Genomic DNA, 14,285 nt, shown 5'->3' on the forward strand with positions numbered 1-14,285 from the left:
GAGCGCGCGCAAACTCACATTCTTCGATATTGGTCCGAATTCTCAAGTCACGGGCGTTGCCGTCCGGAATCCTTGATCCGTCGAGTCTTCCTCGCCATTCCGTCTCGAAGAAGATGGCGCGACCGCTTCGCTGTTTGGCGATGAGGCATGGTTCTCGGGAGGAGTGACCATTGATCGGTCGGATATCCGGCTCAACTCATCCGACCCCAAGAAGGTTGTGCTCGCAACCATGGACCTTTCCGGCGTTTGCATAGGCTTCAATGAAGTGCGGGCGCACTATCCTGATGTCGTGGCAACGGATGCGTCGCACCCAGGCGTGTCGAATGAGTGGCGCAACGCTCACCGGACTTCGACAAGTGACAGTCATGATCGGTAAGTGTCGCCAGGGGCGGGGACCATGGCTTGTTCTCGCGTGAGGACGATCCGCATCCGCGGCGCCTCCTGAACAGAGAAGGCGATCTATGGGTACGGCCCGCCATCCCGACGGGCAGCCGTAGGTCACAAATGTCTTACACCGAAGGTGCGAGCAACGCGTCCAGATCGCTTTCGTCGAAGCTGAGTCGCTCGCGACTGCCGCCGCCTTCGAGCACGGCATCGGCGAGTTCGGCCTTGCGGGCCTTGAGCTCTTCGATACGTTCTTCGACGGTGCCAGCGGTAATCAGACGATAGACGAACACCGGTTTGTCCTGACCGATGCGATGCGCGCGGTCGCTGGCCTGCGCTTCGGCCGCCGGATTCCACCAGGGGTCGTAGTGAATGACCGTGTCCGCACTGGTCAGGTTGAGGCCGACGCCCCCTGCTTTGAGTGAGAGCAGGAACAGCGGCACCTCGCCATCCTGGAAACGCTGTACGGGCTCGGCGCGATCGCGCGTTTCGCCGGTGAGCGTGACATAGCTGAGACGGCGACGATCCAGCTCGACCGCAATGAGCTTGAGCATTTCGGTGAACTGACTGAACAACAGGACACGACGGCCTTCGGCAAGCAGCGCCGGCAGCATGTCCATCAGCAGTTCGAACTTCGCCGATTCACGCACGCCGCGCGCGGCTTCGAGCTTCACCAGTCGCGGATCGCAGCACACCTGGCGTAGCTTCAGCAGGGCGTCGAGCACGATGATGCCGCTGTGAGCGATGCCACGCTGAGCGATGACCTCACGCAATTCTTCGGCGAGCGACAGGCGCAGGCTTTCGTACAGATCGCGCTGCTTCGGTTCCATGACGACGCGACGGGTGATCTCCGTCTTCGCCGGCAGTTCGGAAGCGACCTGTGCCTTCGTGCGGCGCAGGATGAACGGCGCGATCCGCCGGTTGAGCCGCTCCTGGCATTCGACGTCCTGATGCTTCTCGATCGGGCCACGATAGTGCCGCCGGAACGCACCTTCGTCACCGAGCAATCCAGGCACCGCGAGGTCCACCTGCGACCAGAGTTCACCCAGATGGTTCTCAAGCGGTGTACCGGTGAGACACAGGCAACGTGGCACCTTCAGCGTCAGCAGGGCACGACGTGCCTGCGTACGAGGATTCTTAACCTGCTGCGCTTCGTCGAGGACGACGAGCGAGAACGGCTGTTTCTTCAACGTCTCGACGTCGCGCGGCAGCAAAGCGTACGTCGTCAGGATGACGTCGTACTCGCCCATGTGCGCGAAGGTTTCCGCGCGCTGCGGACCGTGCAGCGCAAGCAGGCGCAGGCTCGGCGCGAAACGCGCCACTTCGGACACCCAGTTGGGCACGAGGCTGGTCGGCACGACGATGAGCGCCGGCGCGAGCAGGGAGCCCGCCTCCTTCAGGGCCAGCAGATGCGTGATCAACTGCAGCGTCTTGCCCAGGCCCATGTCGTCGGCGAGCACGCCACCGGTGCCCGCTTCGGCAAGCGCATTCATCCAGCGAAGGCCGTCGCGCTGGTAGCCACGCAGTTCGGCATTGAGGCCCGCCGGCACGGCGTCGCTCGCGCGCTCGGCGGCTTCGCGCAGGCGCTTGGTAAACCCGCGCAGGCGCTCCGGTGCTTCGAACGAGCCCCCACTGGGCAGCGCTTGAACGAGTTCTTCGAGGCGGCCGGCCTGCACGCGCGGGAGATGCAACTGCTGTCGCGGCTTTTCGAGGTATTCGGCGAGCGGCGCAAGCAGCCCGCGCAATTCTTTCAGCCGCACCGGCACGCGACGGCGCTCGTCCACCGGCGCATACCAGACGGAGTCTTCCGCTTCGCCCGGCGCGGGGCTCAGGCTGAGCTGATGCTCGGCCAGCGCCTGGGCGACAGCGGGCAGCAGGTTGACCCGCTTGCCTTCGACGTCGATGCCGATTTCCAGATCGAAGGCACGATCGCCTTCGTCTTCGTTCGCCTTGCCGTACCAGCGCACCGGGCCTTCGAGGACTTCGAAGGGGAAGCTGGGCGCGTACTCGAGCAGGAAACCGTCGGCTTCGAGCTTGGGGCGCAGCGCCAGCCAGCGCGCCGGCGTGTTCACTTCGAGGGCGCCGGCGTAACCCTTGCCGGGGAACAGCCAGGCGTCGTCGGGCAAGGTGTCGGCCATGTCCCAGGGCAGGCCCTCGGTATCCACGGCGGGGTTCAGGCCGGCGGTTTCCAGCGTCTCCATGGTCGAGAGCTCTTCCGCACGGCGGCGGCAAATCTCCAGCAACACGCCGTTACGCACACGGCGCACGAGCGGCTCGCCACCGCGCCCCGGCAGCCGCTCGCCGGCGTAGTCGAAGGCCAGGCGACCGTAGGCCAGGGGAGGCGTGCCCGCGGCCAGCCGCGCATGACGCGTGAGCGCATGGAGGACCAGAACCGGACGCGGCGACACTTCGGCACGGCGCATCTCGCCAAACACCTGGGGGGCCGGCACGCGCGGACCCATGGGCGTCGAGGCCAGCTCGGCGCGGAATACCGCGGTGTTCTCGGGCGCCAGCGGCGGCAGGTCGAGCCACGCGCTCTCGGCGGGATCGGCTTCCAGCGGACCGACTTCCGCGTGCTCGGCGTCGAGAAACCAGAGCGACCCGATACGGAAAAGACGCTGACTTGGCGGTACCGCCGGCACCAGCTTCTGGCCGCCGTCCTTTTCCAGGTTCCAGCGCCACTTCAGCGGATGCGGTTTGCCTCGCGAGAGATGCAGGCCGGCCACGCCGCCGAAGAAGCACGGCGCGGCGTCGAGAATGTCGGCAAGCAGATGGTCGCCCAGCGAGCCGGCGAAACGGGCGTAACTGCGGCTCTTGCGCAAGGTCTGCGGCAAGCCGAGCAGAGTCGCCGCGAGACGTCGCTCGGTGTCGTTGAGCGGGGCATCGGGAAGATGGCGGCTGTCGAGCGGAATCGGCCGCGAATAACGGCCGTCGGCACCGAGCGTGAGCAGCACCGGAGCCACATCGAGACGGGCAGCGGGTTCGTGGTCGTCGTTGATGGCCTCGAGGAAGAAGCCGAGCACACTGCGCTCGCCGGCGACGGCCGGCTCGGCCTGACCCAGCACGCGGCGCCACGCCAGCGGCAGGGGCACGGCCACCTCATTTCGTTTGCGCTTGTCGTCCGGTTGATGCATCCGTATCGATCCCGCCCGCACGATCAAAACAGGAAGCTTAGCAAAGGCAGCGGAACGTGCCCGTAAGACTTTTTTCCTGGGGATCGGCCCGGTTCAGCGAAGCGGGAGAAGCGCCGCGGCCTCAGCCGCGGCGGTTGCCGAACAGGTCGACCGGATACTCGGGCTTCTGCTCGCGCCCCATGAGGGTCCGCAAGCCCTGGACGGGGGTGACCTCGCCATGCAACACGGAACGCACGGCCGCCGCGATGGGCAGGTCCAGGCCGTGGAACCCGGCCAGGCGGGCGACTTCGTCGGCCGTGACCACGCTTTCCACGACCTGGCCGATCTCCCGCACGGCATCGTCCAGCGAAATGCCGCGGCCCAGGGCGAGGCCCAGCCGGCGGTTACGCGAGAGATCGCCGGTGCAGGTGAGGACCAGGTCGCCCAGGCCCGCCAGGCCCATCAGCGTCTCGGCGCGGGCACCGAGGGCCACGCCAAGGCGGAGCATCTCGTTCATGCCGCGCGTGATCAGGCCCGCACGGGCGTTGAGACCGAGCTCCATGCCGTCGGCCACCCCGGTGGCCACGGCCAGCACGTTCTTCATCGCGCCGCCGAGTTCGGCCCCGAGGATGTCGTTACCCGTATAGGCGCGGAAATCCGGCGCGTGCAGGAGCACGGCCAGTTCCTTGCCGAAGGCGTCGTCGGTGGCGTGCACGGTGACGGCGCTCGGCAGCCCCGCAGCCACCTCCCTTGCGAAAGACGGACCGGTGATGACCGCCGCCGGTCGCCCAGGCAATTTTTCGTTGACCAGTTCATGCAGGAACCGACCGGTACCGGTCTCGAAGCCCTTGGTGGCCCAGGAGATCCTGGTGCCGGGGTCGAGCATGGGCACGATCTCGTCGAGCATCGACGCAAAGGCATGGCTCGGCACGACGATGAGGACGATGCCTGCGCCACGCAGGATGGTCGCGAGGTCGGCCTCGTAGCTGAGCTCGGTCGGAAGATCGAGATCCGGGAGGTAGCGCAGATTGCGACGCGATGCGGCCATGGCCGCGAGCGCGTCGGCATCGCGCCCCCACAACCTGGTGGGGACGTCGTTGCGCGCCAGCAGCGCGGCCAGCGCGGTGCCCCAGGAACCGGCGCCGAGGACGGCGACGGTGGGTCGGGAGACGGGAGTCATCGATCAGCTGTTGAGCGTATGGGCCCCGGCGCCCTCGACCTGCTGACGCTGCTGCTCGGCGTAGAGCGCGTCGAAATTGATCGGCTGGAGCAGGAACGGCGGGAAGCCACCTTCCTGGATCATGGCGGAGACCATCTGGCGGGCATACGGGAACAGCAGGTTCGGGCAGTACGATCCCAGGATGCCGTCACGGTCTTCGCTGGTGAAGCCACCGATGCCGAAGATGCCGGCCTGGTGCACTTCGGCGAGGTACGCGGTGCGCTCGCCCAGGTTGCAGGTGAGGGTGAGGCTGAGGACCACTTCGAACTGCTCGTTGCCGAGGTCGACGGCCTTGTGGCCAAGGTTGAGCTGGACCTGCGGCTGGGCCTCGGTCTCGCCCATTTCCTGGAAGACCTGGGGCGCGTTCGGGGCTTCGAAGGAAGCGTCCTTGACGTAGATCTTCTGCAGGACGAGCTGCGGCTGGCCGGCCTGGCCGTTGGGGGTGATGTCTGCCATTGCGTGTTCCTCGGAAAGGCGTCTTGAAGGCGGCTTCGTGCGCAGGCACGAAAGCGGGGATTGTTTCACACAACCCCGGCCGGCGCACAGTCCGGCTTGCGCGCAGACGTGGGATTCTGAGAGAATACCCGGCTTCCCTATGTCGACCCGATTCGTCGGGCAGGTCCGTCACGCGATGCGGGCCTTACGCGACGGGAATGCTCCACCCCCTCCAGCCATCGCGTGGCGCCCCCTTTCCATGGGTCGCGGCTGGGCCGATGCCGTCCTGGCCAAAGGGCGGTCAAATAATCTAAAGGAGGTCGCCATGGCCCGTAGATGCCAAGTCACCAACAAGGGTGTGCAGACCGGTAACAACGTCTCGCACGCAAACAACAAGACCCGTCGCCGCTGGCTGCCGAACCTGCACGAGCGTCGTTTCTGGGTCGCCAGCGAGAACCGCTGGATCAAGCTGCGCATCTCGAACCACGCGCTGCGCACGATCGACAAGAACGGCATCGACGCCGTGCTCGCCGACCTCCGTTCCCGTGGCGAAAAGATCTAAGGAGATCGAACATGGCTGGTAAGCGTGATAAGCATCGCCTGATTTCCACCGCGGGAACCGGGCACTTCTACACCACGGACAAGAACAAGAAGAACACGCCGGAAAAGATGGTGTTCATGAAATACGACCCCGTCATCCGGAAGCACGTGGAATACAAGGAAGGCAAGATCAAGTAAGAGCGCCTCGCGCTTTTCACGATCTTTCGAGAAGCCCGCCGCAAGGCGGGTTTTTTGTTGCCTGCGACCAAGCACAATGCGGGAACCGCTTCAGCGCCGATGAGCCAACGAAGCAGGGACGACGTGGCGGCGCAGAGCCAGCCACGGGCTCGGTGCGAACGAATGCCCGGCATGCCGAGCGCCCGCCCGGTAATTCACGGTGCCCCAAAAAAAAACCCGCCTGGTTCGGCGGGTTTCTTCGTTCCTACGGGCCGAGTGCTTTAAGCACCCACGGCCGAATACCCCTTCAGACGCTCGGCGAACTGCTGCAGCGAGCGAATGCCGCTTTGCTCCGCCTCGACAATCCACTGCTGGAGGGACTTCAGGGCCTTATCGGCACCGCGCTCCTCCATCAGGGCCACCAATCGGGCGCGGAACTCACAGACCGTGGTCAGCGTCGGGCGATTGGCCAGGGCGGCATGCATGCGCTCACGGGCATCGTTGTCGAGCCAGCGACCGCCATCGGCGAGGGCACGACGAACGCGACGCGGCACGGCCTTCACGCTATCGCCAGCCTGGCTGACTTCTTCGCGCATGGTCGGCAGGATGACGTTGCGGTAGTAATCGGTCGTCGCCTGGAAGCGCAGCGCCAGCACACCCTTGAGCGTCTCGGCGTCCGGCAGGTGAACGTTGGGACGGATGTTCAGGGTCGGCGCGACGCGCAGCACCTTCGCAAGACCGACGGCGCGCAGGGTGCAGATGGCGGCCCAGCCGATATCGAATTCCCACTTGCGCAGGGCGAACTTGGCCGAGCTCGGGAAGGCGTGATGGTTGTTGTGCAGTTCTTCGCCGCCGATCCAGAAGCCCCACGGCGAGATGTTGGTCGCGGTGTCCGAACTTTCGAAGTTGCGGTAACCCCACCAGTGGCCAATGCCGTTGACGAAGCCGGCAGCCCAGAACGGGATCCAGATCATCTGGATGGCCCAGATGGCCAGACCGACCACACCGAACAGCGCGACATTGATGATCGCCATCAGGGTCGGACCCCAGTACGGGTGCTTGCCGAATAGCTTGCGCTCGAACCAGTCGTCCGGCGTGCCGCGGCCGTACTTCTCCATGTCGGCCTTGTTGTAGCTGGCCTCACGGTAGAGGGCGACACCGTCGAAGAAGACTTTCTTGATACCGAACACCTGCGGGCTGTGCGGATCTTCCTCGGTCTCGACCTTGGCGTGGTGCTTGCGGTGGATGGCCACCCATTCGCGCACGACCATGCCCGTGGTCAGCCAGCCCCAGAAACGGAAGAAACCGTTGAGGGTCCAGTGGAAGTCCACGCCGCGGTGGGTCGCGCTCCGGTGGTAATACAGGGTCACCGTGAAAATGGTGAGCTGCGTCAGCACGAGCAGATAGACCACCATTTCGCCCCAGCTTGCGCGGGAGAGACCGTTGGCCAGGAAATCGAGCAGGGTGTCGAACATTCAGTCGGTACCGCGCGAGGAGTGAAGGGAAAGTACAAGTGTATAGCAGCAGTCTAACCACCCGATTCCATACCCACCAGCACGGTTTGCGGCAAAATGTGAAGCCGGCGGTTGTGGGATAGGGAGCCCATTGCGCACAATCGCCCCCATGAGCTTCCCCAACGCCGTTCAGACACGCCTGTCCCACCCGGCACGTTGGCCCCACGTTCCCGCGAATAGCCGGACGTTCGGCGACGTAGTCGCATGACCGACCTTCCGCTCCTGAACGTCTCCGGGCTTTCCCGACGCCGGGCCGGTCGCGCGGCTGTCACCGACGTCTCTTTTTCCCTGAACCGCGGTGAAGTCCTCGGGCTGCTCGGCGTCAATGGCGCCGGAAAGTCGACCACCTTGTCCATGCTCGCCGGCGCGCTTCGCCCGGAAACCGGTGCGATCACGCTCGACGGCGAGGATTTCGTCGCCCGTCCCGCTATCGCCCGCTCCCTGGTGGGTTGGCTACCCGAAGCGGCCCCGCTCTGGCCGGAGCTGTCGGTCGACGAACACCTTCTCGCCTTTTCCCGCCTCCGGGGCTCGTCGCGGACGACGGCACGAAAGGCCGCCGACGCGATCGTCGCCCGCCTCCAGCTCGGCGACCTGCGCCGCCGACTCGCCGGCGTGCTGTCGCAGGGGCAGCGCCAACGCCTGGGCCTGGCCTGCGCGCTCGTCCACGACCCGGCCCTTATCATTCTCGACGAACCGGCCAACGCACTGGATCCGGTCCAGATCGGCGAGTTGCGCAAGCTGATTCGTGAGCGGGCGGCGGCGGGCGCGGCCGTCATCCTTTCAACCCACGTACTAGGCGAAGTCGTCGCCGTGTGCGACCGCGTGGCGATCCTCCACGAAGGCCGCCTGCGTCACGACGCCCCGCTCCACGACGACACGGGCGGCAAGACGCTGGAGACGACGTTCTTCGGTATCGCCACGGGAGCAGGCGCATGAGCCTGGGCGCGGTGACCCGCCTCGAGTTGCGTCGGCTCGCCGTGCGCCCGCTGGCCTGGGCGATCGCCGCCCTGACCATCGCCTGGCTCGCCTGGACTTTCGTTCTCGGGCTCGGCCAGTTCCTCGGCGCGCAGGTGAAGCTGGCCGGCATGGCGGACGCCCCGGGATTCACCGATCTCGTCGCCATCCCCCTGCTGGCCGAACTGGCCAAGCTGGCCTTTCTCGTCGTTCCACTGATGACGATGTCCCTGCTCGCCGGCGAGCGCCGGACGGGCACGCTGGCCCTGCTCGCCTCGACCGGCCTGGCGCCCTGGCGGATCGTCGTCGGCAAGTACCTCGCCGTGCTTCTCTGGCTGGGTCTCTGGCTGCTGGCGACCCTGGCGATGCCCCTGGTCGTCGGCGCCGAATCCACCGCCGACTGGGGCAAGCTGGCCGCCGCCACGCTTGGCACCGCGTTGCTTCTGGCGACGCTCGCCGCGATCGGCGTGGCCTGCTCGGCGGCGACCTCGTTCCCGGCCATTTCGGCGGCCATGGCGCTCATCGTGACGCTCGTCCTGTGGACGATAGACCGCGGTGCGCAAGCGGCAGGCGTGACCGGTGGCTTCCTCGAATGGCTGACCATGGCGACGCATCTGCAAAACCTGCTGCGCGGCCTTGTCGTCTCCAGCGACCTGGTCTGGTTTGCGCTCGCCATCGCGCTGTCCCTGATCCTCGCCACGCGCCGACTCGGTAGCGACAGGGAGCGCCAGTAATGCGCCGTTTCGATCGCTGGCTCGTCCTGCTGGCCCTGGTCGTCGCGACCGGCTGCATCGGCTTCCTCAGTTCGCGTCACGTATGGACATCCGACTGGACGCGAGGCGCGCGTGCGAGCCTCGCACCGGAAAGCGTTGCCGTGCTGCATACGTTGAAGGGCCCGGTCGAGGTCGTGGGTTACCTCTCGCCGACCGGCCCCTTGCGTGAACAGGTCGCCGCCGTGGTGGAGCGCTACACGCGCGAGAAGAAGGACCTGACGCTGTCCTTCGTCGACCCGGACCTCGATCCTGCCGCGTCGCGCCAGCTCGGTATCGCCGGCGATGGCGCCTTGCTCGTTCGCTACGCCGGCCGCGAGCAGCGCGTCGAAAGTCCGATCAACGAACGCAACGTGTCCAACGCCCTCGAGCGACTGGCACGCGGCGGCGAGCGCGTGGTCGCCTTCGTCACCGGCGACGGCGAGCGCCAGGCCGACGGCCACGCCAACGCCGATCTCGGTACCTTCATGGGCCAGGTGGAACGCCGCGGCATCCGTGCCGTGCCACTGAATTTCAGCCAGACCCAGGGCGTACCCGAACACACTGACCTCGTCGTGCTGGCCAGTCCGACGGCATCCTTGCCGGCAGGCAGCGTCGCTGCGCTGGTCGACTACGTGCGTGCCGGCGGCAACCTGCTATGGCTGACCGAACCGGGCAACCTGGACCTCGGTACCGGTGCGCTCGCCGACGTGCTCGGCGTACGCGTCCTGCCCGGCGTGCTCGTCGACGGCCAGGGCAGCACACTGAACGTGAAGGATCCTCGCATCGTCGTCGTCGGCGATTACCCGTTCCATGCCATCACCCGCGGCTTCCGCGACACCAGCCTGTTCCCGCAGACGGCGGCGCTGGCCCAGGTATCCGACCACGATTGGGCAGTCGTCCCCTTCCTGCGCTCGGGCGAGCGCAGCTGGACGGCCTTCGAGGGCATCGATAACGACAAGCCGTCGACGATCGCCTTCCATCCGGAGACCGGCGAGCTCAAGGGACCGCTGGATTTCGGGTTCGCGCTGAACCGCCTGTCACCCAGCCCGGCGAAGAGCGAGCAGCGCGCGGTCGTCATCGGCGACGGCGATTTCATCGCCAATACGTATGTCGGTAATGGTGGCAACCGTGCGCTCGGCGAACGCATCGTGGACTGGTTGCTCGGCGACGACGTGCTGGTGGACCTGCCGACGCGCGGTGCACCGGACCGGGTGATTTCCCTCTCGCAAGACGGCCTCAACGCGCTCACGTTCGGGTTCCTGATCGCCCTGCCCGCGCTGTTGCTCGGCCTCGGCGCCGGCATCGCGTGGCGCCGGCGGAGGCGCTGAGGTGAGGCTACGCCTGTTCGTCGCCGCAGCGGTGGCGCTGTTGCTCGCCGCCGTCGGCTGGCAATGGCATGCGGACGATGCCGACGCGCGCGAACACACGCTCACCTCGCTCGATCCCGATACCGCCACACAGATGACGCTGGCGCTGAAGGGCCTGCCGGACCAGCGCTTCGAACGCCGGAACGGTCGCTGGGTGAGCCTCGATACCGCCACGACCGACGAGGGCCGCGCCGAGGAACTGGCTTCGCTGGCGACGACGCCGGTTGCCGACTGGAAGCCCGCGGGCGATTTCGACCCGGCCAAGGTCGGCCTCTCGCCGCCCATCGCCGTCCTCACGATCGACGGTAATCGCATCGAGTTCGGCGAAATGACCGCGCTGGGCAAGCAGCGCTATGCCCGTGTGGGGCAGCGGATCGCGTTCGTTCCCGCGCAGGCGCTCCCCCGCGCGCCCCGGACCGCGTCCCTGCCGACCGCGATGAAGCCGGTCGAATGAGCGACCCCGCCGGCGCTTGCCCGGCGCCCTGAAACACCCCATCTTGCGGGCATGCCCGAGCTTCCCGAAGTCGAAACCACCCGCCGCGGTATCGCTCCTCACCTTGAGGGTCACCGTGTCACCGGCGTCGTGCTGCGTCGGCCCGACCTGCGCTGGCCCATCCCGCCGGAGATCTCCACCCTGCTCCCCGGACAGGTGATCGACGAGGTCGATCGCCGCGCGAAGTACCTGCTGCTGCGCACGCAGGCAGGCACGGCCCTGCTCCACCTGGGCATGTCGGGCATGCTGCGCGTGCTGCCGGCGGAGACGCCGCTCGGCAAACACGATCACGTCGACATCGCCATGGACACCGGCCGCGTCCTGCGCTTCACAGATCCGCGCCGCTTTGGCGCGCTGCTCTGGCAGATGCCGGGGGAAACGCACGAACTGCTCGAAGGCATCGGGCCGGAGCCACTCACCGACGATTTCGACGGCGACCTGTTGTGGAACCTGTCGCGCCGGCGCAGCGCCTCGGTGAAAACCTTTCTGATGGATAACGCGGTGGTCGTCGGCGTGGGCAATATCTACGCGAGCGAAGCGCTGTTCGCCGCGGGTATCGATCCCCGGCGTGCCGCAGGCAAGGTGTCGAGGGCGCGCTACGCGACACTCGCCGGCGAAGTGAAGCGCATTCTTGCCTATGCGATCACTCGCGGCGGCACCACGCTGCGCGACTTCCTCGCACCGGACGGCGCGCCGGGTTATTTCTTCCAGGAACTGTTCGCCTACGGCCGCGCGGGCGAGCCGTGCAAGGTATGTGGCACGCCGATCAAGGTGGTCACGCTCGGCCAGCGTGCATCGTTCTACTGCCCTTCTTGCCAGCGCTGACCCGGCCTACGTTTACCCAAGGCATGCGCCGACAGTAGATCCACGTCGCGGCCCGCTACCGTCGGTGCTCTCCACTGCACGCACCGGATGCCGCATGACGACCTCCCGACACGCCGCGCTTTGCTTCCTCCTCGCCATCGCGATGCCCACACAGGCACGAACACCCGACGACATGGAGCGGCCGTTCGACCACTACAGCTGGGTCACGGCGCACAATGCATTCACCAGCAACGGGCTCGTCCCCAACCAGACCCAGACGATCGAAACCCAGCTCGCCGAAGGCGTCCGTGGCCTGATGCTGGACCTGCATTATTCGCAGGGTCGTGTGCGGCTTTGCCACAGAATCTGCAACAGTGAAGGATCGGTCGCCTTCGCCGACCTGCTCAACGATACGATCCTGCCCTTTCTGGACTCGGCGCCGGATGCGATCGTCAGCCTCCATCTCGAGGACGAAACGACATCCGCGCAGTTGGCCCTGGAACTCGAAAAGGCACCAGGACTGAGCGGCAGGACGTTCGATCCGCAACAATGGAGCACGCCTGCATGGCCGACCTACCGGCAGCTACGCGACAGCGGGCAGCGACTGCTTATCTTCAGCCTCAACGAGGGCAATACCGGTGACTTCCCGACCGGCGGCGGTGTCGCGCACATCCTGCCGAGCATCGTGTACACCGTCGAAAACTACTGGAGCCTCGGCACGACCTTCCTTCAACACGACTACACGTGCCGGAGCCGATGGGCCGAACAATCGCATTGGCTGGGGCAACGCGCCATCGACGGCAAGCCGGGTTGGCGCCCGCTGTTCACGATGAATCAGTTCCACGGCGTGGCGTTTCGCCCGCACGCCATCATCGACAACAGCTTCGAAAACCTGTCGAGCCGTTACATGCACGACTGCCGCCCGATAGCGCGACGCAAGCCCAACTTCGTCGCCGTCGACTTCCACGACGTCGGCGACACCGCCAAGTTCGCCGAATGGCTTACCTTGAGTGCCCCCGACGAGCTCTGATCCGGCCGGCTCGTCAGTCGGGCCAGCGCATCGCGGCATGCGAGTTGTTGAACATCGGGTCGTTCTCGTCGCCGGACAGTTCGACGGTCAGGCCACCCGACACGCCATCCACGTCGATCGTCTGTTCCGACGCGAAGTGCGCGCCAAGCGCGCCGAGGTCCACGAAGCGCTCGGCAAGCGCGCCGGCGCGATCGATGTCGCGATCCGGCACGTTGGTCAGGCTGATATCGGGACGGCCGAACTTGCGCATGCCCCGCGTGCGGATCCACGACCGGCCCTTGGTCTCTTCCGGGCTGCACAGGATCAACACGTGGTGACGCGTCGGTGCGCCGCCCTGGACGAGATAGTGATCGCGCCAGCCCTGGGCGTCGAACAGGGAGAGTATCTGCGGGTCGACCACCGCTTTGCCGCCGATGTCCGTGAGCGCGGCGACGACGCCCAGCGTGTCGCGCAGGTAGACAAGGTTGTCGCGATCCGGGAACCGGCCGCGTATCGCAATCACGTGGGGCGCGGCCTTGGCTGCCGCGAACGCCTCGGGACTGTCTTCCTTCAGCAGCTCACCGAGCGCCCCGGAGAGCGGGTAACCTTCCCAACGAGCGAGCACGGCATTCTGGAAGCGCTGCAGCTCCACGCCCTCGGGCAGGCCCGGGCTGCCGTAGCGTGCGGCAGGAATGACGAGGTCTTCGGGAAAAGCGCCGAACACGAAGAAAAGCAGCACGGCTTCCTCGTCGTTGGGCTGCCAGTGCGGACGCGGCCATGCGGCGGCGGTGTTCGTCGTCTCGGTCACGTGTTCTTTCCTTGGTCGGGTTCGCTTTCGCCAAGCGGCAGCACGGATTGCTGCAGCTCGATACGGCCGTCGCCGCCGGTGATGCTCTTGAACTCGGCGCGGCTCACCGAGACATAGCGGTCGTTGCCGCCGATCTCAACCTGCGGGCCCTGGGTGACCGCCCGGCCATGTTCGTCCACCCGCACCACCATGGTCGCCTTCTTGCCGGAGTGGCAGATGGTCTTGATCTCGTCCAGGTTGTCCGCCCAGGCCAGGAGGTACTTGCTGCCTTCGAAGAGTTCGCCACGAAAGTCCGTGCGCAGGCCATAGGCCAGGACCGGGATTCCCAGCTTGTCGACCACGTCGGAGAGCTGCCACACCTGGGCCTTGCTGAGGAACTGCGCCTCGTCTACCAGCACGCAGTGCAGCGGGCCGCGGCTGGCGATGTCCCGCTCGGCGATCGCCAGCAGGTTCTCGTCGCCGGCGAAGCGCATGGCTCGCGCCTGCAGCCCGATGCGCGAGGCGACGATACCTTCGCCATAGCGGTTGTCCAGGGCCGGCGTGAGGATCAGCGTGCGCATGCCGCGCTCGTGGTAGTTGTGCGCGCTCTGCAGCAGCGTGGTGGTCTTTCCGGCGTTCATCGCCGAGTAGTAGAAGTAGAGCTTGGCCATGCGGTCGTTCCGGTGCGTGACCGCCTATGTTACCGCCAAGCCCGCGGCCGCTGGGGCCGAGGCGTC

14 protein-coding genes are annotated in these 14,285 nt (G+C 66.3%); 8 read left to right on the plus strand and 6 right to left on the minus strand.

Annotation, left to right across the window (positions count from 1 at the left end; all coding sequences use genetic code 11):
* Nucleotides 1-509: 509 nt before the first annotated feature.
* The 3 genes from VM621_RS15790 to secB form a co-directional block, all read right to left on the minus strand.
* Entirely contained in the window at nt 510-3,518 is a 3,009-nt protein-coding gene (locus VM621_RS15790) for a DEAD/DEAH box helicase (protein WP_325469923.1), read from the minus strand.
* Between the two features lie 121 nt (nt 3,519-3,639).
* The gene (locus VM621_RS15795) at nt 3,640-4,677 is read right to left on the minus strand and encodes an NAD(P)H-dependent glycerol-3-phosphate dehydrogenase (RefSeq protein WP_325469924.1); all 1,038 of its coding nucleotides are present in this window, start codon (nt 4,675-4,677) and stop codon (nt 3,640-3,642) included.
* A gap of 3 nt (nt 4,678-4,680) precedes the next feature.
* Complete coding sequence (secB, locus tag VM621_RS15800; RefSeq protein WP_046966536.1) at nt 4,681-5,172, minus strand: protein-export chaperone SecB; 492 nt, start codon at nt 5,170-5,172, stop codon at nt 4,681-4,683.
* Between the two features lie 304 nt (nt 5,173-5,476).
* Here secB and rpmB point away from each other — a divergent pair, with 304 nt between their 5' ends.
* Together rpmB and rpmG are read left to right on the plus strand one after the other, a co-directional pair.
* Nucleotides 5,477-5,713, plus strand: coding sequence for a 50S ribosomal protein L28 (gene rpmB, locus VM621_RS15805; protein ID WP_325469925.1), 237 nt, complete (start codon nt 5,477-5,479; stop codon nt 5,711-5,713).
* A gap of 11 nt (nt 5,714-5,724) precedes the next feature.
* On the plus strand, nt 5,725-5,889 hold the full coding sequence (gene rpmG, locus VM621_RS15810; protein WP_046966534.1) for a 50S ribosomal protein L33: 165 nt from the start codon (nt 5,725-5,727) through the stop codon (nt 5,887-5,889).
* Nucleotides 5,890-6,149: 260 nt separating this feature from the next.
* Here rpmG and VM621_RS15815 read toward each other — a convergent pair whose 3' ends face one another.
* A complete protein-coding gene (locus tag VM621_RS15815) occupies nt 6,150-7,343 on the minus strand; it encodes a DesA family fatty acid desaturase (protein WP_325469926.1) in 1,194 nt (397 codons plus the stop codon).
* Between the two features lie 243 nt (nt 7,344-7,586).
* On the opposite strand from VM621_RS15815, the gene VM621_RS15820 reads away from it, so the two are divergent.
* The 6 genes from VM621_RS15820 to VM621_RS15845 all read left to right on the plus strand — a co-directional run bounded on the left by VM621_RS15820 (nt 7,587) and on the right by VM621_RS15845 (nt 12,782).
* Nucleotides 7,587-8,318: an ABC transporter ATP-binding protein gene (locus tag VM621_RS15820; protein WP_325469927.1), complete on the plus strand. Its 732-nt coding sequence runs from the start codon at nt 7,587-7,589 to the stop codon at nt 8,316-8,318.
* A complete protein-coding gene (locus VM621_RS15825; protein WP_325469928.1) occupies nt 8,315-9,070 on the plus strand; it encodes an ABC transporter permease subunit in 756 nt (251 codons plus the stop codon). Before VM621_RS15820 ends, VM621_RS15825 begins: the two co-directional genes overlap by 4 nt.
* Nucleotides 9,070-10,416 (plus strand): GldG family protein, encoded by a 1,347-nt coding sequence (locus VM621_RS15830; protein ID WP_325469929.1) that lies wholly within the window; start codon nt 9,070-9,072, stop codon nt 10,414-10,416. The genes VM621_RS15825 and VM621_RS15830 overlap by 1 nt, the downstream gene beginning before the upstream one ends.
* 1 nt (nt 10,417) lies before the next feature.
* Nucleotides 10,418-10,909, plus strand: a complete 492-nt coding sequence (locus VM621_RS15835) for a hypothetical protein (RefSeq protein WP_325469930.1) — start codon at nt 10,418-10,420, stop codon at nt 10,907-10,909.
* Nucleotides 10,910-10,960: 51 nt separating this feature from the next.
* A complete protein-coding gene (gene mutM / locus VM621_RS15840) occupies nt 10,961-11,773 on the plus strand; it encodes a bifunctional DNA-formamidopyrimidine glycosylase/DNA-(apurinic or apyrimidinic site) lyase (protein WP_325469931.1) in 813 nt (270 codons plus the stop codon).
* A 94-nt stretch (nt 11,774-11,867) separates the two neighbouring features.
* Nucleotides 11,868-12,782, plus strand: a complete 915-nt coding sequence (locus VM621_RS15845; RefSeq protein WP_325469932.1) for a hypothetical protein — start codon at nt 11,868-11,870, stop codon at nt 12,780-12,782.
* A 13-nt stretch (nt 12,783-12,795) separates the two neighbouring features.
* Here VM621_RS15845 and VM621_RS15850 read toward each other — a convergent pair whose 3' ends face one another.
* Nucleotides 12,796-13,569, minus strand: coding sequence for a hypothetical protein (locus tag VM621_RS15850; RefSeq protein ID WP_325469933.1), 774 nt, complete (start codon nt 13,567-13,569; stop codon nt 12,796-12,798).
* The gene (locus VM621_RS15855; protein WP_325469934.1) at nt 13,566-14,219 is read right to left on the minus strand and encodes a thymidine kinase; all 654 of its coding nucleotides are present in this window, start codon (nt 14,217-14,219) and stop codon (nt 13,566-13,568) included. The genes VM621_RS15850 and VM621_RS15855 overlap by 4 nt, the downstream gene beginning before the upstream one ends.
* Nucleotides 14,220-14,285 lie beyond the last annotated feature (66 nt).

Origin of the sequence: Luteibacter sp. (genome assembly GCF_035539195.1) — a bacterium.
Lineage (GTDB): Bacteria > Pseudomonadota > Gammaproteobacteria > Xanthomonadales > Rhodanobacteraceae > Luteibacter.